This is a genomic window from Streptomyces sp. NPDC085460 (genome assembly GCF_044541975.1).
In the GTDB taxonomy this organism is placed as follows: domain Bacteria; phylum Actinomycetota; class Actinomycetes; order Streptomycetales; family Streptomycetaceae; genus Streptomyces.
Genome location: NZ_JBITTO010000009.1, coordinates 231,505 through 252,458, shown reverse-complemented (window position 1 = coordinate 252,458; position 20,954 = coordinate 231,505). Strand labels below are relative to the sequence as shown.

19 protein-coding genes are annotated in these 20,954 nt (G+C 74.1%); 15 read left to right on the top strand and 4 right to left on the bottom strand.

All coding sequences use genetic code 11. The annotated features are described in order from the left end of the window. The first annotated feature begins 65 nt into the window (after positions 1 to 65). Positions 66 to 800 carry an SseB family protein gene (locus ACIGHB_RS24600; protein WP_399915899.1) on the top strand — a complete coding sequence of 245 codons (735 nt, stop codon included), beginning with the start codon at positions 66 to 68 and terminating at the stop codon, positions 798 to 800. 32 nt (positions 801 to 832) lie between these two features. Here ACIGHB_RS24600 and ACIGHB_RS24595 read toward each other — a convergent pair whose 3' ends face one another. Further along, entirely contained in the window at positions 833 to 1,222 is a 390-nt protein-coding gene (locus ACIGHB_RS24595) for a DUF1844 domain-containing protein (protein WP_399915897.1), read from the bottom strand. 305 nt (positions 1,223 to 1,527) lie between these two features. On the opposite strand from ACIGHB_RS24595, the gene infC reads away from it, so the two are divergent. The 12 genes from infC (at position 1,528) to ACIGHB_RS24535 (ending at position 15,724) form a co-directional block, all read left to right on the top strand. Beyond that, on the top strand, positions 1,528 to 2,229 hold the full coding sequence (gene infC / locus ACIGHB_RS24590) for a translation initiation factor IF-3 (protein ID WP_360315523.1): 702 nt from the start codon (positions 1,528 to 1,530) through the stop codon (positions 2,227 to 2,229). 122 nt (positions 2,230 to 2,351) lie between these two features. Beyond that, positions 2,352 to 2,546, top strand: a complete 195-nt coding sequence (rpmI, locus tag ACIGHB_RS24585; RefSeq protein WP_015032399.1) for a 50S ribosomal protein L35 — start codon at positions 2,352 to 2,354, stop codon at positions 2,544 to 2,546. Between the two features lie 106 nt (positions 2,547 to 2,652). Further along, the gene (gene rplT / locus ACIGHB_RS24580; RefSeq protein WP_030493496.1) at positions 2,653 to 3,039 is read left to right on the top strand and encodes a 50S ribosomal protein L20; all 387 of its coding nucleotides are present in this window, start codon (positions 2,653 to 2,655) and stop codon (positions 3,037 to 3,039) included. Positions 3,040 to 3,162: 123 nt separating this feature from the next. Beyond that, positions 3,163 to 4,002, top strand: coding sequence for an RNA methyltransferase (locus ACIGHB_RS24575; RefSeq protein ID WP_360315520.1), 840 nt, complete (start codon positions 3,163 to 3,165; stop codon positions 4,000 to 4,002). A gap of 134 nt (positions 4,003 to 4,136) precedes the next feature. Further along, positions 4,137 to 5,267, top strand: coding sequence for an ATP-binding protein (locus ACIGHB_RS24570; protein ID WP_360315518.1), 1,131 nt, complete (start codon positions 4,137 to 4,139; stop codon positions 5,265 to 5,267). A 165-nt stretch (positions 5,268 to 5,432) separates the two neighbouring features. After that, positions 5,433 to 6,560, top strand: coding sequence for a phenylalanine--tRNA ligase subunit alpha (gene pheS, locus ACIGHB_RS24565; RefSeq protein ID WP_360315516.1), 1,128 nt, complete (start codon positions 5,433 to 5,435; stop codon positions 6,558 to 6,560). Further along, a complete protein-coding gene (gene pheT, locus ACIGHB_RS24560; RefSeq protein ID WP_399915894.1) occupies positions 6,560 to 9,088 on the top strand; it encodes a phenylalanine--tRNA ligase subunit beta in 2,529 nt (842 codons plus the stop codon). The genes pheS and pheT overlap by 1 nt, the downstream gene beginning before the upstream one ends. 200 nt (positions 9,089 to 9,288) lie before the next feature. Beyond that, entirely contained in the window at positions 9,289 to 10,938 is a 1,650-nt protein-coding gene (locus tag ACIGHB_RS24555; RefSeq protein WP_399915892.1) for a LuxR C-terminal-related transcriptional regulator, read from the top strand. 117 nt (positions 10,939 to 11,055) lie between these two features. After that, on the top strand, positions 11,056 to 12,186 hold the full coding sequence (locus tag ACIGHB_RS24550; protein ID WP_399915890.1) for a flavin-containing monooxygenase: 1,131 nt from the start codon (positions 11,056 to 11,058) through the stop codon (positions 12,184 to 12,186). A 227-nt stretch (positions 12,187 to 12,413) separates the two neighbouring features. Beyond that, entirely contained in the window at positions 12,414 to 13,508 is a 1,095-nt protein-coding gene (locus ACIGHB_RS24545) for a PP2C family protein-serine/threonine phosphatase (protein ID WP_399915888.1), read from the top strand. Positions 13,509 to 13,787: 279 nt separating this feature from the next. Beyond that, complete coding sequence (locus ACIGHB_RS24540) at positions 13,788 to 15,131, top strand: transcriptional regulator (protein WP_360315506.1); 1,344 nt, start codon at positions 13,788 to 13,790, stop codon at positions 15,129 to 15,131. Positions 15,132 to 15,193: 62 nt separating this feature from the next. Further along, on the top strand, positions 15,194 to 15,724 hold the full coding sequence (locus ACIGHB_RS24535) for an NUDIX hydrolase (protein WP_360315504.1): 531 nt from the start codon (positions 15,194 to 15,196) through the stop codon (positions 15,722 to 15,724). Positions 15,725 to 15,818: 94 nt separating this feature from the next. Here the strand turns inward: ACIGHB_RS24535 and ACIGHB_RS24530 are convergent, their stop codons facing one another. Next, positions 15,819 to 16,679 (bottom strand): 3-hydroxybutyryl-CoA dehydrogenase, encoded by an 861-nt coding sequence (locus ACIGHB_RS24530; RefSeq protein WP_360315502.1) that lies wholly within the window; start codon positions 16,677 to 16,679, stop codon positions 15,819 to 15,821. Positions 16,680 to 16,877: 198 nt separating this feature from the next. On the opposite strand from ACIGHB_RS24530, the gene ACIGHB_RS24525 reads away from it, so the two are divergent. Beyond that, entirely contained in the window at positions 16,878 to 18,161 is a 1,284-nt protein-coding gene (locus ACIGHB_RS24525) for a glycoside hydrolase family 10 protein (RefSeq protein WP_399915884.1), read from the top strand. 78 nt (positions 18,162 to 18,239) lie between these two features. On the opposite strand, the gene ACIGHB_RS24520 is transcribed toward ACIGHB_RS24525, so the two are convergent. Beyond that, positions 18,240 to 18,437, bottom strand: a complete 198-nt coding sequence (locus tag ACIGHB_RS24520; protein WP_360315498.1) for a DUF1918 domain-containing protein — start codon at positions 18,435 to 18,437, stop codon at positions 18,240 to 18,242. A gap of 69 nt (positions 18,438 to 18,506) precedes the next feature. After that, complete coding sequence (locus tag ACIGHB_RS24515; protein WP_399915883.1) at positions 18,507 to 19,481, bottom strand: DMT family transporter; 975 nt, start codon at positions 19,479 to 19,481, stop codon at positions 18,507 to 18,509. Between ACIGHB_RS24515 and ACIGHB_RS24510 the strand changes: the two genes are divergently transcribed. Further along, the gene (locus ACIGHB_RS24510) at positions 19,480 to 20,913 is read left to right on the top strand and encodes a PLP-dependent aminotransferase family protein (RefSeq protein WP_360315494.1); all 1,434 of its coding nucleotides are present in this window, start codon (positions 19,480 to 19,482) and stop codon (positions 20,911 to 20,913) included. The two genes, ACIGHB_RS24515 and ACIGHB_RS24510, sit on opposite strands and share 2 nt — an antisense overlap. The last annotated feature ends 41 nt before the right edge of the window (positions 20,914 to 20,954 follow it).

Here is a 20,954-nt window from a genome sequence, read left to right as displayed (position 1 = left end):
CCGCCGCACCCGCCGACCGGCGCCCGGCGGCCGGGGCGCCCGGCCCGGCCGGTTAGGCTCGGGGCGTGGAGCTCAAGAACATCCCGGACCCCGGTTTCTCCGACGACGACGGCACCGCCGACCCGGCGCTCGCCGAGGCCCTCGCCGCCTGGGCGCAGGACAGAACCGCCCACGGCCCCGTCCTGGAGGCGCTCCGCGGCGCCCGGCTCCTCGTCCCCGTCGTCGCCGTCCTCGGCGAGGTGGAGACCGACCCGGAGACCGGGCTGAAGCGGGAGAAGACCAGCGACATGGCGGTGCCGACGCTCACCGCCGGCGACCGGCGCGGGCTCCCCGCCTTCACCTCGACCGCCGCGCTCGCCCTGTGGGACCCGGCCGCCCGGCCCGTCGCCGTCCCGCTCCGGCAGGCGCTCGCCGCCCTCGTCCACGAGAAGGCCGACACCCTCGTCCTCGACATGGCGGGCCCCGTGCCGTACCAGGTGAGCGGCTCCGCCCTGCTCGCCCTCGCCGAGGGCCGCACCAGCACCGACCCCCTCGACGACCCGGCGGTACGGGACGCGGTCCGCGCCGCCGTCGCCGCCGAGCCCGCCGTCCTCCGCGCCCACCTCGGCCGGGGCACCGCCGACGGCACCCTCGCCCTGGTCCTCGCCGCGGACGCCGCCCCCGCCGAGACCGCCCGGCGGGTGGCCGGCGCCCTCGCCGCCGACGAAACACTGAGGGCCCGCCTGGTGCGGGGCCTCGACCTGGCACTCCTGCCGGCCGAGGCCACGCCCCCGGGCGAGCCCTTCTACGTACGGGACTGAACTCCGCGTCGTACGGGACCGAACTCCGCGTCCTAGCCGAACACCCGCCCCGTGTACTTCTCGCCCGGGCCCTGGCCCGGCTCGTCCGGGACGATGGACGCCTCGCGGAAGGCGAGCTGGAGGGACTTCAGGCCGTCCCGCAGCGGGGCCGCGTGGAAGGACGAGATCTCCGTCGTGCTCGCGTCGAGCAGACCCGCGAGCGCGTGGATCAGCTTGCGCGCCTCGTCGAGGTCCTTGTGCGCGTCGCCCTCCTCGGTGAGGCCGAGCTTGACCGCGGCGGCGCTCATCAGATTCACGGCGACGGTCACGATCACCTCGACCGCGGGGACCTCCGCGATGTCGCGGGTCATGGCCTCGAAGTCGGGGCTGTCGGCGGAGGCGCCGGGGGTGTTCGTGGACTCGTTCTGGGGGGTCTCGCTCATGCCCCACACGATAAGCGGGCCGGCGGTTCGCGCCGACCGCCGGGTCCTGCTAACCTTGTGTAACGACCGGCCGGACACGTGTGTGCCCGGCCCACAAGTGGAGGCTCCGATCTCCCACCTGACCGCCCTCACGGGCGGCGGGTCACCGGTCAGGTGGCGCCCATCGTTCCGTACGGACGATGGAGCCGCCCGATGTTGCGCCCCGCGGTCCACCGTGGTGGTGCTCCGGTTTGCGTTGGAGCCCCGCCTGTGTCCCGTCCGGGGCATTTTTTGTATGCCCCCTCGGTTGGTCTCAGTGATTTGACGTGACGTGTCCGTCCGCCAAGGCGGTCGCGTGGTGCTACCGAGGAGGATCCATCAGCGCCGAGCCCCGCATCAACGAGCGGATTCGCGTTCCCGAGGTGCGTCTTGTCGGCCCCAGCGGCGAGCAGGTGGGCATCGTCCCCCTTGCCAAGGCCCTGGAGCTCGCACAGGAGTACGACCTCGATCTTGTCGAGGTCGCGGCGAACGCCCGTCCGCCCGTGTGCAAGCTCATGGACTACGGGAAGTTCAAGTACGAGTCGGCCATGAAGGCCCGTGAGGCGCGCAAGAACCAGGCGCACACGGTCATCAAGGAGATGAAGCTCCGGCCGAAGATCGACCCGCACGACTACGACACCAAGAAGGGTCACGTCGTCCGGTTCCTCAAGCAGGGCGACAAGGTCAAGATCACGATCATGTTCCGTGGTCGTGAGCAGTCCCGGCCCGAGCTCGGTTACCGCCTGCTGCAGCGCCTCGCCGAGGACGTCCAGGAGCTTGGCTTCATCGAGTCCAACCCGAAGCAGGACGGCCGGAACATGATCATGGTTCTGGGCCCGCACAAGAAGAAGACCGAGGCCATGGCCGAGGCGCGCGAGGCCCAGGCCGCGCGCAAGGCGGAGCGTCAGGGCACCGCGCCCGAGGCGGCTCCGGCGGCCGGTGCCGAGGAGGCTTCGGCCGACACGTCGGCCGAGAACGCCGAGGCGTGATCCGACGGGGCTGCCCCGGCAGCCCCCGGGTCCCGCCCGGCACCACCACACGAAGAATTGACGCTCCCGGTTCTCCGGTGCCCGCACCGGGGGAGCGCCACTGACGAGGAGATAACGGCGCCATGCCGAAGAACAAGACGCACTCCGGTGCCAAGAAGCGCTTCAAGGTCACCGGCTCCGGCAAGATCCTGCGCGAGCGCGCCGGCAAGCGCCACCTGCTGGAGCACAAGTCGTCCAAGCTGACGCGTCGCCTCACCGGCAACGCCGAGATGGCCCCGGGTGACGCCGCCAAGATCAAGAAGATGCTGGGCATCTGAGCTTGATCTCCCGCCCTCGGCCGTCGAGGGCATCCGGCCAAGACCGGGACCCATCCGTTTTCCGGGTCGTGTGAAGACACCACGGCCCCGCTACAAGGAGTAAGAAGTGGCACGCGTCAAGCGGGCAGTCAACGCCCACAAGAAGCGCCGGGCGATCCTCGAGCAGGCTTCCGGCTACCGCGGTCAGCGTTCGCGCCTGTACCGCAAGGCCAAGGAGCAGGTCACCCACTCGCTGGTCTACAACTACAACGACCGCAAGAAGCGCAAGGGCGACTTCCGTCAGCTGTGGATCCAGCGCATCAACGCCGCTGCCCGCCAGAACGGCATGACGTACAACCGCCTCATCCAGGGTCTGAAGGCCGCCAACATCGAGGTGGACCGCAAGATCCTCGCCGAGCTGGCCGTCAACGACATCAACGCGTTCGCCGCGCTGGTCGAGGTCGCGCAGAAGGCCCTCCCGGCCGACGTCAACGCCCCGAAGGCCGCCGCCTGATCCTCCAGGCCGCAGTGCTTCCGACCGGACCCGCAGGCCCCGCGCCTGCGGGTCCGGCGCGTTGACCGACCCCTCACGGCGCCCCCCGACGAGACCGAGACAGAGACAGAGAGCCGCAGGCACATGTCCACCCCCGAGCTGATCTCCCCGCGTTCCCCGCGCGTCGTCGCCGCCCGGCGGCTCGCCAAGCGCAACTTCCGGGGCAAGGACCGCCTCTTCCTCGCCGAGGGCCCCCAGGCCGTCCGCGAGGCCGTCGCGCACCGGGGCCCGGACGGCGTCCCCACCCTCGTCGAGCTCTTCACCACCGTCGAGGCCGCCGAGCGGTACGCGCCCATCGTCGAGGCCGCCCGCGCCGCCGGCGCCCGCGTCCACCACGCCTCCGACGCCGTCCTCGCCGAGGTCTCCCAGACCGTCACCCCGCAGGGCCTCGTCGGCGTCTGCCGCTTCCTCGACTCGCCGTTCGACGCGATCCTCGCCGCCCGGCCGAAGCTGGTCGCCGTCCTCGCCCACGTCCGCGACCCCGGGAACGCCGGCACCGTGCTCCGCTGCGCCGACGCCGCCGGCGCCGACGCGGTCGTCCTCACCGACGCCTCCGTCGACCTGTACAACCCGAAGTCGGTCCGCGCCTCCGTCGGCTCCCTCTTCCACCTCCCCGTCGCCGTCGGCGTCCCCGTCGAGCAGGCCGTCGCCGGGCTCAAGGGCGCCGGGGTCCGGATCCTCGCCGCCGACGGCGCAGGCCAGGACGACCTCGACGACGAGCTCGACGCCGGCACCATGGGCGGCCCCACCGCCTGGATCTTCGGCAACGAGGCGTGGGGGCTGCCAGAGGAGACCCGCGCGCTCGCCGACGCCGTCGTCCGCGTCCCCATCCACGGCAAGGCCGAGAGCCTCAATCTGGCCACCGCCGCCGCCGTCTGCCTCTACGCCTCCGCCCGCGCCCAGCGCCCCCGCCGCACCGCCTGACCGCACCCCCGCCGCACCGCACCGTCGTGTTTCGGCCACCCGGTGTGGTCTTCCGACTCCCGCCGGTCACCCTCGCCCAGTAGAGTGACGCACTCGGGGGCCCACTGCGGTACACGGAGGGGTGGGAGACGGGGATGACGGCCGGCACGGACAGTCCCGCGCGGACCGCGCGGCGACGCGACGACGGGGCGCGCCCGCCCGCGCCGTGGCCCGGGATCGACCCCGACGACCTGCCCGACGGACTGGTCGTCGCCGACGAGACCGGCCTCGTCGTCTGCTTCAACGCCGCCGCCAGCCGCCTCACCGCCGTCCCCGCCCCCGAGGCCCTCGGCCGCCCGCTCCACGAGGCCCTCCCCCTGGAGGACCTCAAGGGCCACCGCTGGTGGACCCTCACCGACCCGTACGGCGGCCTCGCCACCCGGCGCGGCCAGCCCGAGCGGAACCTGCTGCTCCCCGGCGGCCGCGAGGTCCTCGTCTCCGCCCGGTACGTCCGCGAGCACCCCACGGGCCCCGTGCACAGGGTCGTCGTCTCGCTGCGCGGCACAGAGGCCCGCCGCCGCTCCGAGCGCAGCCACGCCGAGCTCATCGCCACCGTCGCCCACGAACTGCGCTCCCCGCTCACCTCCGTGAAGGGCTTCACCGCCACCCTCCTCAGCAAGTGGGAGCGGTTCACCGACGAGCAGAAGCGGCTCATGCTGGAGACCGTCGACGCCGACGCCGGCCGCATCAAGCGGCTCATCGCCGAACTCCTCGACATCTCCCGGATCGACTCCGGCCGCCTGGAGGTGCGCCGCCAGCCCGTCGACATCGCCGCCGCCATCGGCCGGCACGTCCAGGTGCACACCACCGGCGGCCAGGCCCCCGACCGCTTCTTCGTCCGCACCCGGCCCGGACTGCCCGCGCTCTGGGCCGACCCCGACAAGATCGACCAGATCCTCGGCAACCTCCTGGAAAACGCGGTGCGCCACGGCGCCGGAACCGTCACCATCGAGGTGGCGCCCCGCACCGCGGGCGACGACGGCACCGAGGAGGGGACGGAGGTCACCGTGAGCGACGAGGGCCCGGGCATCCCCGAGGAGTCCATGAACCGCGTCTTCACCCGCTTCTGGCGCGGCAGCAAGCGCGGCGGCACCGGACTCGGCCTCTATATCGTCAAGGGCCTCGTCGAGGCCCACGGCGGCACCATCACCGTTGGACGCGGCCCGCGCGGCGGCGCCGAGTTCCGATTTATCCTGCCCGTCGGCGCCCCGGCCCATCTCGTCTGACGTCTCACCCACCGAGACCCGACGGGATCGAGAGCCACCGGGGCCCCCACGGGCTCATCAGCGTGTCCCCACCCCGTTAGACTCGACCTTTGGCACGTTTGCGCCCTTGTCGTCTGTCGTCGAACCGGGGTCGCCCCAGCCAGCCCAACGGAAGCACGGGAAGAGATGTCGGCACCCAATAAGTCGTACGACCCGGTCGAGGTCGAAGCCTTGAAACCGGAAGAGATCGAGCGCATGCGGGACGAGGCGCTCGCCGCCTTCGCCGCCGCCGGCGACCTCGACGCGCTCACGCACGCCAAGACGGCGCACACCGGCGGCACCTCGCCGCTGGCCCTCGCCAACCGCGAGATCGGCGCGCTGCCGCCGCAGGCCAAGGCCGCGGCCGGCAAGCTCGTCGGCCAGGCCCGCGGTGTCGTCTCCAAGGCGCTCGCCGCCCGCCAGGCCGAGCTGGAGGCCGAGCGCGACGCGCGCGTCCTCGTCGAGGAGGCCGTCGACGTCACCCTGCCGTACGACCGGATCCCGGCCGGCGCCCGCCACCCGCTGACCACCCTCATGGAGCGCGTCGCCGACGTCTTCGTGTCGATGGGCTACGAGGTCGCCGAGGGCCCCGAGGTCGAGGCCGAGTGGTTCAACTTCGACGCCCTGAACTTCGTGCCGGACCACCCGGCGCGGCAGATGCAGGACACCTTCTTCGTCCAGGGTCCGGAGGGCACCACGGGCGACGAGTCCGGTGTCGTGCTCCGCACCCACACCTCGCCGGTCCAGGCCCGCACCCTCATCGACCGGGAGCCCCCGGTCTACGTGGTGTGCCCCGGCCGCGTCTACCGCACCGACGAGCTCGACGCCACGCACACCCCGGTCTTCCACCAGATCGAGCTGCTCGCGGTCGACGAGGGCCTCACCATGGCCGACCTCAAGGGCACCCTCGACCACATGGTCCAGGCGCTCTTCGGCGCGGACATGAAGACCCGGCTCCGTCCGAACTTCTTCCCGTTCACCGAGCCGTCCGCCGAGATGGACATGCTCTGCTACGTCTGCCGCGGCGAGTCCGTCGGCGACCCCGACCGTCCCTGCCGCACCTGCGGCAGCGAGGGCTGGATCGAGCTCGGCGGCTGCGGCATGGTCAACCCGAAGGTGCTCATCGCCTGCGGCGTGGACCCGGAGAAGTACAGCGGCTTCGCCTTCGGCTTCGGCATCGAGCGGATGCTGATGTTCCGGCACAACGTGGAAGACATGCGAGACATGGTCGAGGGTGACGTCCGGTTCACCCGGCCGTTCGGGATGGAGATCTGATGCGGGTCCCGCTTTCTTGGCTGCGGGAGTACGTCGACCTGCCGGCGACGGAGACCGGCCGCGACGTCCAGGCCAAGCTCATCACCGCCGGCCTCGAGGTCGAGACCGTCGAGCAGCTCGGCGCCGGCCTCACCGGCCCGCTGGTGGTCGGCAAGGTCCTCACCATCGAGGAGCTGACGGAGTTCAAGAAGCCCATCCGCTTCTGCACCGTCGACGTCGGCCAGGCCAACGGCACCGGCGAGCCCCAGGAGATCATCTGCGGCGCCCGGAACTTCGCCGTCGGCGACAAGGTCGTCGTGGCCCTGCCCGGCGCCGTCCTCCCCGGTGACTTCCGCATCGCCGAGCGCAAGACGTACGGCAAGGTCTCGCGCGGCATGATCTGCTCCAGCGAGGAGCTGGGCATGGGCGAGGACCCGAACCACGGGATCATCATCCTGCCGCCGGAGCACGAGGTCGGCCTCGACGCCACCGCCCTCCTGGAGCTGTACGACGAGGTCCTCGACATCGCCGTCACCCCGGACCGCGGCTACTGCCTCTCGATGCGCGGCGTCGCCCGCGAGGCCGCCATCGCGTACGGGCTGCCGCTGCGCGACCCGGCGCTCCTCGACGTGCCCGCGCCGAACTCGTACGGCTACCCGGTCCAGGTGACCGACCCGATCGGCTGCGACCGCTTCACCGCGCGCACCGTCGTCGGGCTCGACCCCGAGGCCCGGTCGCCGATCTGGCTCCAGCGCCGCCTCCAGAAGGCCGGCATGCGCACGGTCTCGCTCGCCGTCGACATCACCAACTACGTGATGCTGGAGCTCGGCCAGCCGCTGCACGCCTACGACCGCACCCGGCTCGACGGCCCCATCGGGGTCCGCCGCGCCGAGGCCGGCGAGAAGATCACCACCCTCGACGGCACCGCGCGCGTCCTCGACGCCGCGGACCTGGTCATCACCGACAACCGCGGCCCCATCGGCATCGCGGGCGTCATGGGCGGCGCCCACACCGAGATCGCCGACCCGGTGACCGACCCCGAGACCGGCGCCGTCACCGGCTCCACCGAGGTCGTCATCGAGGCCGCGCACTTCGACGCCATCTCGATCGCCCGCACGGCCCGCCGCCACAAGCTGTCCTCCGAGGCGTCCAAGCGCTTCGAGCGCGGCGTGGACCCGCAGGCCGCCGCAGCCGCCGCGCAGCGCACGGTCGACCTCCTCGTGCTGCTCGCGGGCGGCACCGCCGAGGCCGGCGTCACCGAGATCGCCGCCCCGTCGGCGCCCCGCACGATCGCCATGCCGGCGAACCACCCCGACAAGGTCGCGGGCGTGGCGTACGGCCGCGAGACCGTCGTCCGCCGCCTCCAGGAGGTCGGCTGCGACGTCTACGGCCAGGACGAGCTCGTCGTCACCGTGCCCTCGTGGCGCCCCGACCTGAACGAGCCGAACGACCTCGCCGAGGAGGTCATCCGGCTCGAGGGCTACGAGAACCTGCCCTCCACGCTGCCGAAGCCCCCGGCCGGCCGCGGCCTCACCGAGCGCCAGCGCGTCCACCGCCGGGTCGGCCGCGCGCTGGCCGGCGCCGGCTACGTCGAGGCCCTGAACTACCCGTTCATCGGGCAGCAGGCGCTCGACCAGCTCGGCCTCGACGCGGACGACGCCCGCCGCGCGGTCGTCACCCTGGTCAACCCGCTCTCCGACGAGGAGCCCGCGCTCCGCACCACGCTGCTCCCCGGCCTGCTGGCCGCGCTGCGGCGGAACGACAGCCGCGGCAGCCACGACCTGGCCCTCTTCGAGACCGGCCTGGTCTTCCGCCCCGAGGGCGAGCCGAAGGCCGCGGTCCGCCTGCCGGTGGACCGCCGTCCCACCGACGAGGAGATCGCCGGCGTCAACGCCGCGCTGCCCGCGCAGCCGCGCCGCGCCGCCGTCGTCCTCGCCGGCGCCCGCGAGCAGTCCGGCTGGTGGGGCAAGGGCCGCCCGGCCGACTGGGCCGACGCGATCGAGGCCGCCCGGATCGTGGCCGCCGAGTCCGGCGCGGAGCTGCTGATCGACGCCGACCAGCACGCCCCGTGGCACCCGGGCCGCTGCGCCGCCTTCCACGTGGTGATCGACGGGGTCAAGACCCTCGCCGGCCACGGCGGCGAGCTCCACCCGCGCGTCGTGAAGGCGCTGGGCCTGCCGGCCCGCTCCTGCGCGATGGAGCTGGACCTCGACGTGCTGGAGAAGGCGGGCGAGGGACCGGTCAAGGCCCCGCGCATCTCCGCCTTCCCGGTCGCCACCCAGGACGTCGCCCTGGTCGTCGACCAGGACGTGCCGTCCGCCGCGGTCGAGTCCTACCTGGCCGGCGGCGCGGGTGAACTCCTGGAGTCCATCCGCCTGTTCGACGTCTACACCGGCGACCAGGTCGGCGAGGGCAAGAAGTCCCTGGCGTACGCGCTGAAGTTCCGCGCCACGGACCGGACCCTGACCGTCGAGGAGGCCACCGCCGCCCGCGACGCCGCGGTCGCCCTGGCCGCCGAGCACACGGGCGCCGTGCTGCGCGGCGCCTGACGCCGACGGCGTACGCCACGGAGGGCCGCCCCGGGATCCGTTCCCGGGGCGGCCCTCCGCCGTTCCCGCCGGGGGAGGCGTTTCCCGGGGCGGCCGTACGCCGTTCCCGCCGGGGGAGCCGTTCCCGGGGCGGCCGCCCGCCCTTCCCGCCCGGCCTGACAAGTCCGAGGGCATGCGGTGCAATGGTGGTGGGAGCCGTCATGGACGTGGCCGTGGAAGTGGAGCGGGCCCGGGACGCCTTCGACCGTCAGGCGTGGTCGGACGCCTACCGCGCGCTCGCGGAGGCCGACCGCGCGGAGCCCCTCGGCCCCGACGACCTCGTCCGCCTCGCCACCGCCGCCTATCTGGTGGGCCGCGACACCGAGAGCGGCGCCGCCACCGAGCGGGCCCACCACGCCTACCTCGGCCTCGGCGCGACCGGGCCCGCCGTGCGCTGCGCCTTCTGGGCGGCGGTGCCGCTGCTGCTGCGCGGCGAGACGGCCCGCGGCGGCGGCTGGCTCGCCCGCGCCGCGCGGCTCCTGGAGGACGGCGGGCTCGACTGCGTGGAGCGGGGCTACCTGCTCTTCCCGCAGGGCCTGCGGATCGTCCACAAGGACCCCCGGGCCGCGCACGCCCTCTTCGGCGAGGCCGCCGCGATCGGCGAGCGCTTCGGCGACCAGGACCTGGTGACGCTGGCCCGGCACGGGCAGGGCAGGGCGCTGGTCTACGCGGGTGAGATCGCCGCGGGGACGGCCCTGCTCGACGAGGCCATGGTGGCGGTCAGCTCCGGCCGGCTCTCCCCGCTCGTCACCGGCCTCGTCTACTGCAGCGTCATCGAGGCGTGCGAGGAGCTCTTCGACCTGCGGCGGGCCCGGGAGTGGACGGCGGCGCTCTCCCACTGGTGCTCCGCCCAGCCGGACCTCGTGCCCTACCGGGGCCAGTGCCTGGTCCACCGCTCCCACGTCCTGATGACGCACGGCGCCTGGCCGGACGCCCTGGACGAGGCGCGCCGGGCCCGCGAACGGCTCGCCGGGACGCCCGGCCGGGCGGTCCTCGGCACGGCGCTGTACCAGGAGGCCGAGCTGCACCGGGTGCGCGGCGCCTTCGCCCGTTCCGAGGAGGCGTACCGGCAGGCGGGCGAGTGCGGGCACCGGGCGCAGCCGGGCCTCGCCCTGATGTGGCTGGCCCAGGGCCGGGTCGACGCGGCGGCCGCCGCCATCCGCGGCGCCCTGGCGGAGACGCCCGACCGGCTGCGGCGGGCGCGGCTGCTCGCCCCGTACGCGGAGATCATGCTGGCGGCCGGGGACGTGCCGGCCGCCCGGGAGGCCGCCGACGAGCTGACGCGCACCGCCGGAGAGCTCGGCGCCCCGCTCCTCGCGGCGGTCGCCGCCCACGCCCGCGGCGCCGTGCTCCTGGCGGAGGGCGAGCCCGCCGGGGCCCTGGACGCCCTCGTGGAGGCGGGCGGGATCTGGGACGAGATCGACGCCCCGTACGACCGGGCCCGCACCCGGGTGCTCCTGGGGCTCGCCCGGCGGCGGCTCGGCGACGAGGGCACCGCGCGGCTGGAACTGGACGCGGCCCGCCGGGCGTTCCGGGAGCTCGGTGCCGCCCCCGACCTGGCCCGGCTCGACGTGCCGGCCCGGGGGGAGCCGGAGACCGCCACCGGGCTCAGCCCCCGGGAGGTCGAGGTCCTGCGGCTGGTCGCCACCGGCCGCACCAACCACGCCATCGCCGCCGACCTGGTGCTCAGCGAGAAGACCGTGGCCCGGCACCTGAGCAACATCTTCGGCAAGCTCGGCCTCTCCTCCCGCGCGGCGGCCACCGCGTACGCCTACGAGCACGATCTGGTCGGCCGGCGATGGGCAGAATGACCCATCGCCGCCGCGCCAGGAGATTGGGCCGTTCTCCCGAAGCGCCGCCGCCCCGCTGATCCCTAGGGTCGGGAGTGCGGAAGCAGTCGGGCTCGGACACGGACGAGGAGGCCCGCGATGAACCCCACCGGCAGGATGGAACACATCGAGACGGTCGTCATCGGCGCAGGTCAGGCCGGTCTCGCCACCGGCTACCACCTCGCCCGGCACCGTCGGCCGTTCGTCGTCCTCGACGGCGGCGCCCGCGTCGGCGACAACTGGCGCTGCCACTGGGACTCACTGAGGCTGTACAGCCCGGCGAAGCTCGCCGCCCTGCCCGGGATGCGCTTCCCGGCGCCGCCGATGTCCTTCCCCACCAAGGACGAGATGGCCGACTTCCTGGAGACGTACGCCGAGACCTTCGGCCTGCCGGTCCGCACCGGCGAGCGCGTCACCCGCCTCGCCGAAACGGACGGCGGGTACGTCGTCGAGACCGGCACCACCACGTACGTCTGCGACCACGTCGTCGTCGCCTCCGGCACCTTCGGCCGCACCCCGTACGTCCCCGGCTTCGCCGCCGGGCTCGACCCGCGCGTCACCCAGCTGCACTCCAGCGCCTACAAGAACCCCGGGCAGCTGAGCCCCGGCGGGGTGCTCGTGGTCGGCGCCTCGCACTCCGGCGGCGACATCGCGTACGAGGCCGGGAAGGCCGGCCACCCGACGGTGCTGAGCGGCCCGATCCACGGCGAGGTCCCCTTCGACATCCACGGCCGGGCGGCGCACGCGCTCTTCCCGGTCCTGTGGTTCCTCGCCCGGCACGTGCTGAACCTGCGGACGCCCATCGGCCGGAAGCTGCGCCCCGACATCAGGAAGCACGGCGGCCCGCTGATCCGGGTCAAGAAGGCCGACCTCACCGGCGCCGGGGTCGAACTCGTCCCGGAGCGGACCGTCGGCGTGCGCGACGGGCTGCCCGTCCTCGACGGCGGCCGGGTCCCCGACGTCGCCAACGTCGTCTGGTGCACCGGCTTCCGCCAGGACTTCTCCTGGATCCACCTGCCCGTCACGGGCGACGACGGCTGGCCCCTGGAGCACCGCGGAGTCGTCGACACCGCGCCTGGTCTGTACTTCGTCGGCCTCGCCTTCCAGTACGCCTTCTCCTCCATGCTCGTCGGCGGCGCGGGCCGGGACGCCGAGTACGTCGTACGCCACCTGGTGACGCACCCGCGCTCCGGGAGCGTCGCGGAGCGGCGCGAGGCGGCGCACGCCTGACGGCCGCGCGCCCCTTGTCTGGTCACCCGTGCGGACCTCCCGCGTCTGTGCGGGTGGCGCGGGTCCGGCGCGGGGCGGCGCGCCGGGGGCGCTCACTCCTTCGGGTGAGATCGACGGCGGCTGTTCCCCCGTGGTCCGTACGGTCGGCAGAATCGACGCGGCCACAGGGGCGGGCCTGTGCGCCGCAGGACCCCAGGGTGCTGCCGGGGGCTCGGGAAGGGCCGTACATGATCCGTACCAGCCGTGCACACCGCCTCCGTTCGAGCGCCACCGGCACCGCCCTCGCCTCCCGGCTCCGCCGGTCGGCCCCGCTCGCGCTCCCCGTCGGCTGGGGCGCGGTCGCGGTGGCGTGGAAGTTCGGGTGCCCGCTGGCCCGGCAGCCGGGGCTGCCGATGCGGATCGCCACCAGCATCGTCTTCCTGACCGTCGGCACGGGCCTGGTGCTCGGCGTGCGCCGGCAGCTGCGGCGGGAGCCGGCGCGGGTGCGGGCCGTCGCGGAGGCGACACAGCGGGTGCTGCTCCGCCCGCCGCCCGCCCGGCTCGACGGACTCGCCCTGGCCGCGGGCCAGTTGTCGGCCACCCGGGACGCCTCGGTGGGCGGAGACCTGTACGAGGCGGTGGCGACGCCGTTCGGGGTGCGGATCGTCGTCGGGGACGTGCGCGGTCACGGGCTCGCCGCCCTGGGCGCGGTCGTCGCGGTGCTGGGGAGCTTCCGCGAGGCGGCCCACGACGAGCCCGAGCTCGGCGGCGTGCTGCGCCGTCTCGAACGGGCGCTCCAGCGGCACCTGCGGGAGCGGGCCCGCGCGGAGCACCCGGCCGGCGGCGGGGGCGAGCCGGAGCACCCGGTGGCCGAGGAGTTCGTGACGCTGCTGCTCCTGGAGGTCCGCGCCGACGGGCGGCTCGCCGTCCTCGACTGCGGTCACCCCGCCCCGTACCGGATCGGCGCGGGGGTGGAGCGGCTGCCGGTGGGCGAGCCGCTGCCACCGCTCGGCGTGCTGCCGCTGCCGGCCGTCCTCGTCCCGTACACCGCCGCCCGGCTGCTGCCCGGCGAGACGCTGGTGCTGCACACCGACGGGGCGGAGGAGGCGCGGGACCGGCGCGGGCGCTTCTTCGGCCTGGAAGCGGCGCTGGCCCGGAGCGCGGGACGGCCGCCCGGGACCGTCGTCCGGCAGACGCACGAGGCGCTGCTGCACCACACCGGCGGCCGGCTCGACGACGACGTGGCCCTGCTCGTCGTCCGCAACGACCGCGTCCGCGTACCGGCGCAGCCCGCCGAACCCGGGCTGCGCCGTCCCCGGCCCGCTCCCTCCACCCACTGCTGAGCGGAGGGACCGGAGATACGGGCGCCGCCCGCCCCGCCACGGAGTGTCGGGCAGATCAGCGGGGCGGGCGGCGCGGACCGGGCGGCCGCACTGTACGAGGGGGAGCCGGCGGCCCGGTCTCTCGCCTTGCCGGCGAGGAGCCCAGTCAAGCGGTACGGCTCCACCGGCGGCAGCGCGCGTGGACCGGAACAACGGGTACTTCATTCACACCCCGTGCGAAATCGCACCGTACGAATTCGGCCACCGCTACGCTGAGTTCACCGAGCGACCGGAGGGGCCATGCAGCCCAACACCCTGCTCGACGCCCTCCTGGACGAGGCGGGCGTCTCCAACGCCGGGCTCGCCGACCGTGTGAACCGGGCCGGACGGGCCAGGGGCCTTGCCCTGCGGTACGAACACACCGCGGTGGCGCGGTGGTTGAAGGGCCAGCGGCCGCGCGGCCAGGTGCCCGACCTGATCTGCGAGGTGCTCGCCGCCCGGCTCGGCAGGCCCGTCACCCTCGACGACATCGGGCTCGGCGTGCCCGGCGGAGGTCCGCCCGCGTCGCCCGGCACCCCGCTCTCCGGCTTCGTCGACCGGGCCACCGCGCTGTGGCGCTCGGACGAGCAGCAGCGCCCGTTCCTCGCGGCCGCTCCCGCGGTGACCGGCACCCCGGCGGTGATGCCGGTGTGGGAGTGGGAGAACCCGCCGGAGGACACCGACGTCTCCCGGACCGGTCTGACCCGGGTGGAGCCGGCCGACATCGCCCTGCTCCGGGCGGCCCGCGCGCACTACGAGCAGATGTACCGCAAGGCCGGCGGCATCGCGACCCGCGCCCGGATCGTCGGCTTCCTCACGACCGAGGCCGCGCCCCGGCTGCGCGGCTCCTACAGCGACGCGCTGGGGCGCTCGCTGCACCGGGCCACCGGGGGACTGGTCGCGGTGGCCGGGATCTGCGCCTACGACGCCGACGCGCACGGGCTCGCGCAGCGCTACTTCCAGCAGGCGCTGCGGCTGGCGAAGGCCAGCGGGGACCGGGCGTTCGGGGCCTATGTGATCGCGCTGATGGTCAACCAGTCGCTGCTCCTCGGGGAGTTCCGGCAGGCGGTGGCGTTCGCCGAGGCGGCGCTGCGGGCCTCGGACGGGACCATCACCCCGGCGCTCGCGGCCGATCTGCGGGCGATGCAGGCGAAGGCGTACGCCCGGCTGGGGGACGGGGCGGCGGCGCTCGACTGCATCCGGCGGGCCGAGACGGCGGCCGACCGGATCGCGCCGGCGGCGGAGCCGGCAGAGACCGGGTACGTGCAACCGGGCCTCGTCAACGTACAGGTGGCGGAAGCCCTCCTCAGTCTGGGTGATCTCGCGGGGGCGTACGAACACGCGGCGCGCGCGGTGGGCACGCCCTCGCACGACCGGGGCCGGGTGCACCGGCTCGCGCTGCTCTGCCAGGTCGAACTGCGGCAGGGCGAGGCGGACTCGGCGGCGCGGACGGCGGTCGAGATGACCGAGCGGGCGCGCGGGATGGAGTCCCGGCGGCTGAGGGACCGGCTGCGGCAGGCCCGGGAGCATCTCCTCGCCAGTGACGCGGGGGACGCCCGGAAGGCGGCGGAGTTGATCGACGGGGCGTTGCGCGTTCCGCTCTGACCGTCGAACTGATGCGATATTGCCACCGAACACGCGCCTACCAGTCGGAAGGTGGCAAGAACGTGCAGTGGACGAAACTGAGTGAACGCTCCGTCTATGAAAACCGTTGGTTCCGAGTGAACCTCGCGGACGTCGAACTCCCGGACGGCCGCCACCTCGACCACTATCTGATCCGACTCCGCCCCGTCGCCGTCGCCACCGTCGTGAACGACGCCGACGAGGTCCTGATGCTCTGGCGCCACCGCTTCATCACCGACAGCTGGGGCTGGGAGCTGGCCGCCGGCGTCGTCGAGGACGGCGAGACCCCCGAGGCCGCCGCCGCCCGCGAGATGGAGGAGGAGACCGGCTGGCGGCCGGGGCCGCTGCGCCACCTCCTCACCGTCGAGCCCTCCAACGGGCTCAGCGACGCCCGGCACCACCTCTACTGGGCCGACCGGGCCGACTGGACCGGACCGCCGGTGGACGGCTTCGAGTCCTCGCGGCGCGCCTGGGTGCCGCTGAAGGAGGTCCCGGAGCTGATCGCCCGGGGCGAGATCCCGGCCGCGAACATGGCGGCCGGCCTGCTGATGCTGCACCACCTGCGGCTCGGCTGAGAGCCGGGGCACGGGAAAGGCGAACGGCCCGTACCTGTGCGGGGGTACGGGCCGTTCCGGTCGCGGAGAGCGACATTCGTGGGACGCCGTGGCGTCAGGGGTAGACGTAGAAGCCGGAGCCCGTCTTGCGGCCGAGCCGGCCCGCGTCGACCATCCGCTGGAGCAGCGGGGGAGCGGCGTACAGCGGCTCCTTGAACTCGGAGTACATGGAGTCGGCGATCGAGGCGATCGTGTCGAGGCCGATCAGGTCCGAGAGCTTCAGCGGGCCCATGGGGTGGGCGCAGCCGTACTCCATGCCGTTGTCGATGTCCTCGCGGCTCGCGATGCCCGACTCGAACATCCGGATCGCCGAGAGCAGGTACGGGACGAGCAGCGCGTTGACGACGAAGCCGGAGCGGTCCTGGGCGCGGATCGCGTGCTTGCCGAGCAGCTTCTCGGCGAACGCCTGCGCCCGGCTGATGGTGCCCTCGGAGGTGGTGAGGGCCGGGATCAGCTCGACGAGCTTCTGCACCGGGGCCGGGTTGAAGAAGTGGATGCCGATGACGTGGTCGGGGCGGGAGGTCGCCACGGCCAGCTTCACCAGCGGGATCGAGGAGGTGTTCGAGGCCAGGATGGCGTCGGGCCGGGTCAGGACCTGGTCGAGGACCTGGAAGATCTCGGTCTTGACCTGCTCGTTCTCGACGACCGCCTCGATCACGAGGTCACGGTCGGCGAACTCGCCCAGGTCGGTCGTGAAGGACAGCTTCGCGAGGGCCGCGTCCCGCTCCTCCTCGCTGATCTTGCCGCGTTCGGCGGCCTTGGTCAGCGAGTTCAGCAGCCGGGTGCGGCCGATCTCCAGCGCCTCGCCGGTGGTCTCGGCGACCTTCACCTCGAGACCGCTCCGGGCACACACCTCTGCGATGCCCGCGCCCATCTGGCCGCAGCCCACCACTCCGACGCGCTCAATGTCGGCCATGGAGTCCGTCACCTCGTGCCTTTCGCTCTTCTCTGGCGGCGGGCCCCCGTGTGATTCCGGTGCGCACGCCTCGACCCCATGACGTTACTCCGAATCGCGCGATGATCGATCGGTCGGGACGGGCATGCTGTCCGCAGGCGTTGTGACGTATCCGACAGCGGAGAGGTACAAGTGCGGCCTATCGGGAGAAGAGGGTTTGTGACGACCGCCACGGGAGCGGTATTCGCCGCTCTGGGGGCGGGGGACTCCGGGGCCGCCGCCGGGACGCCGTCGGCGGCGCGGCGGGAGCGGGAGCCGGAACGCGCGCGGGAAGGGGCGCGGGCCGCGGATCCGTACGCCTTCCGCGGCATGTGGGTGGCGACCGTCTTCAACCGCGACTGGCCGTCGCGCAGCGGTCTTTCGGCCGCCGCGCAGCGGGCCGAGCTGCTGGCCCACCTGGACCGGGCGGTGGACCGCCGGCTCACCGCCGTCGTGCTCCAGGTGCGGCCCACGGCCGACGCCCTGTGGCCCTCGCCGCACGAGCCCTGGGCCGAGTGCCTCACCGGCACGCAGGGCAAGGATCCCGGCTGGGACCCGCTGGGCACGGCCGTCGCGGAGGCCCACGCGCGGGGCCTCGAACTGCACGCCTGGTTCAACCCGTACCGAGTGGCGAATCACACGGATCCGGAGCGGCTCACCGCCTCCCATCCGGCCCGGCGCCACCCCGGCTGGACCGTGCCCTACGGCGGCAGGCTGTACTACGACCCGGGCCTGCCCGAGGTCCGGCGGTTCGTCCAGGACGCCATGCTCGACGCGGTGCGCCGCTACGACATCGACGCGGTCCACTGGGACGACTACTTCTACCCGTACCCGGTGGCGGGGGAGCGCTTCGCGGACGACGCCTCGTACGCCCGCCACGGCGCGGACTTCCCCGACCGCGCGGACTGGCGGCGGCACAACACCGATCTGCTGGTCTCGGAGATGTCCGCGCGCGTCAGGGAGACCAAACCCGGCGTGGCCTTCGGCGTCAGCCCGTTCGGGGTGTGGCGCAACGGCGCCGACGACCCCGAGGGCTCCGACACCGCGGGCGGCCTGGCGACCTATGACGACCTGTACGCGGACACCCGCAAGTGGGTCAGGGAGGGCTGGATCGACCACGTGGTGCCGCAGTTGTACTGGCACGTCGGCCACCCGTCCACCGACTACGCCACGCTCCTCGACTGGTGGGAGGCGGCGGTACGGGGGACGGGCGTCCGGCTCCGGATCGGCGAGGCGCTGTACAAGGCGGGCGACCCCGCGCAGCCGGCGGCGTGGCAGGACCCGGAGGAACTGTCACGGCACCTCGCGCTCGCCGCGGGGCGGCCGGGCGTCGGCGGGCACTGCTTCTTCGCGGCGAAGGAGGTCGCCGAGGACCGGATCGGGGCCTTCGCCACGGCCGTGGCCGACCACTACCCGCCGCCGGACGGGTCCGCCCGGCGGCCCGCCCGGCCGGCGAACGGCTAGCGCCGCCGCTGTGCCCGGCAGGCGCCGCTGTCGCGGGTGGCGCTGCGGGTGGCGCTGTCGTGGCCGGCGCCTTTTCGGCTAGCGCCGCTGTCCCGGGTGGCGGACGACGGTGTCGGGGCCGGGCGACATCAGGGCCTCGTGACCGTCGTCGTCGTACTTGACCCGGTACGGGGGAGTGCCGTTCTCCCCCAGTACCTGGATGACCTCGGCCGTACGGTCGTGCTGACCGACCGTACGGCCGTGTACCAGCAGTTTGTCGCCCACACTCGCCTGCATCGCGGGACCTCCTCGCGCGCGTAGGGCCTCTGCCTGCCATTGTGACGCAGGTCATGGCCGCCCGTCGCGTCAGCCCTTGGCGCGCTGGGTGACCGCGATGCACACCAGCACGCCGACGGCGGCGACCGGCGCGGCCGGCGGCAGGGACTCGCCGAGCAGGAGGACCGACCACACCAGCGTGAGCAGCGGCTGGGCGAGCTGGAGCTGGCTGGCGCGCGGGATGCCGATCGAGGCCATGCCCCGGTACCAGACGTACAGGCCGAAGAAGGTGGAGCCGGCCGCCACCCAGACCAGGCCGATCACGCCGTGGGCGGTGAGGTGCGCCGGTTCGAGGGCGAGCGCCACCGCGGAGGCCGGGACCATCAGCGGCAGGCAGAGCACCAGCGCCCAGCCGATGACCTGCCAGCCCGGCATGAGCCGGGCGAGCCGCCCGCCCTCGGTGTAGCCGGCGGCGCAGACGAGCAGCGCGCCGAAGAGGTAGAGGTCGCCCGTCGAGAGCGCGCCACCGCTCTGCTGGACGGTGAAGGCGATGACGACGCCGGCGCCGGCGAGGGCCGCGATCCAGAAGGTGCGGGACGGGCGGCGGCCGGTCCGTACGGCGGCGAAGGCGGCCGTGGTGAGCGGCAGCAGGCCGACGACCACGGCGGCGTGCGAGGTCGTCGACGTCTGGAGGGCGAGCGTGGTGAGCAGCGGGAAGCCGATGACCACCCCGCCCGCGACCACGGCGAGCCCGGCCCAGTGGCGGCGCTCGGGCAGCGGCACACGGCCCCGCAGCAGGAAGGCGCCCGCGATCAGCGCGGCGAGGGTGGAGCGGACCGCCACCAGGGACCAGGGGCCGAAGCTCTCCAGGCCCCACACCGTCGACGGGAAGGTCAGCGAGAAGGCGACCACGCCGAGGAGGGCGAGCAGCGTGCCCCGGGCGTCGGCGGGGGCGGTGCCGGCGGAGGACCTCGCTGCGGACTCGGCGGCGGACCTCGCGGTGCTTCCCGCCGGGGTGCCGACCGCTATCGTCGTCGACGCAGTAGCGCTATTCTGTGCTCTCATGCATGAGCGTAGCAGCGTGGCCGAACTGGCGAAATCCCTGAAAGCGGAGCTCGACCGCTACTCCCCAGGTGGAAAGCTGCCGTCGAGCCGGACCCTGGTCGAGCGCTACCGGGTCTCCCCGGTGACGGTCACCCGCGCCCTCGCCCAGCTCGCCGCCGAAGGGCTCGTCGTCACCCGCCCCGGCGCCGGCGCCTTCAAGGCCGAGGCCCGTGCCGCCGCCGCGACGGGCGACACCTCCTGGCAGCAGCTGGCCCTCAGCGCCGACGCCGCCGCCGAACTCGTCCCCCGCGCCGTGGACGCCTCCGGCGTCCTCGTCACCCTCGCCGCGCCCCCGCCCGGCGTCGTCGAGTTCAACGGCGGCTACCTCCACCCGTCGCTCCAGCCCGAGCGGGCCCTCTCCGCCGCCCTCGCCCGGGCCGGCCGCCGCCCCGGTGCCTGGGGCCGCCCGCCCACCGACGGCCTCACCGAACTCCGCGAATGGTTCGCCCGCGAGATCGGCGGCGGCGTCACCGGCGCCGAGATCCTCATCACCGCCGGCGGTCAGTCCGCCCTCACCACCGCCCTGCGCGCCCTCGCCGCGCCCGGCACACCCGTGCTCGTCGAGTCGCCCACGTACCCCGGCATGCTCGCCGTCGCCCGCGCCGCCGGACTCCGCCCGGTGCCGGTGCCCACCGACGCCGACGGGATCCGCCCCGACCTCCTCGAAGCGGCCTTCCGCGCGACCGGCGCCCGGGTCCTGGTCTGCCAGCCGCTCTTCCAGAACCCCACCGGCGCCCTCCTCCCGCCCGACCGCCGCCGCGAGGTCGTCCGCATCGCCCGCGCCGCCGGGGCCTTCGTCGTCGAGGACGACTTCGCCCGCCGGCTCGTCCACGAGGACGCGGCACCGCTCCCGCCGCCGCTCGCCGCCGACGACCCCGACGGCGTCGTCGTCCACGTCTGCTCGCTCACCAAGATCACCTCGGCCAGTCTCCGCGTCGGCGCGCTCGCGGCCCGCGGCCCGGTCCTGGAACGCCTCCGCGCCATCCAGGTCGTCGACAGCTTCTTCGTCCCCCGCCCCCTCCAGGAGGCCGCCCTCGAACTCGTCGGCTCCCCGGCCTGGCCCCGCCACCTGCGGACCGTCTCGCAGGAGCTGAAGACCCGTCGCGACACCCTGACCGCCGCCGTCGCCCTCCGCCTCCCCGAACTCGCCCTGCCCCAGGTGCCCTCCGGCGGCTACCACCTCTGGCTCCGCCTCCCCGACACCCTCCCCGAAGCCGCCCTCGTCGCCGCCGCCCTCCGCGCGGGCGTCTCCGCGGCACCCGGCAGGCCCTACTTCTGCGCCGAGCCCCCGGCCGGCCACATCCGGCTGAGTTTCGCGGGTGTCGCCGGCCCCACGGAGATCGCCGAGGGCGTCCGCAGGCTCAGAACCGCCATGGACGAACTCCTTCGCTGACACGGGGCGGGCGTACGGGGTGGGCCGGGCTGACACGTACG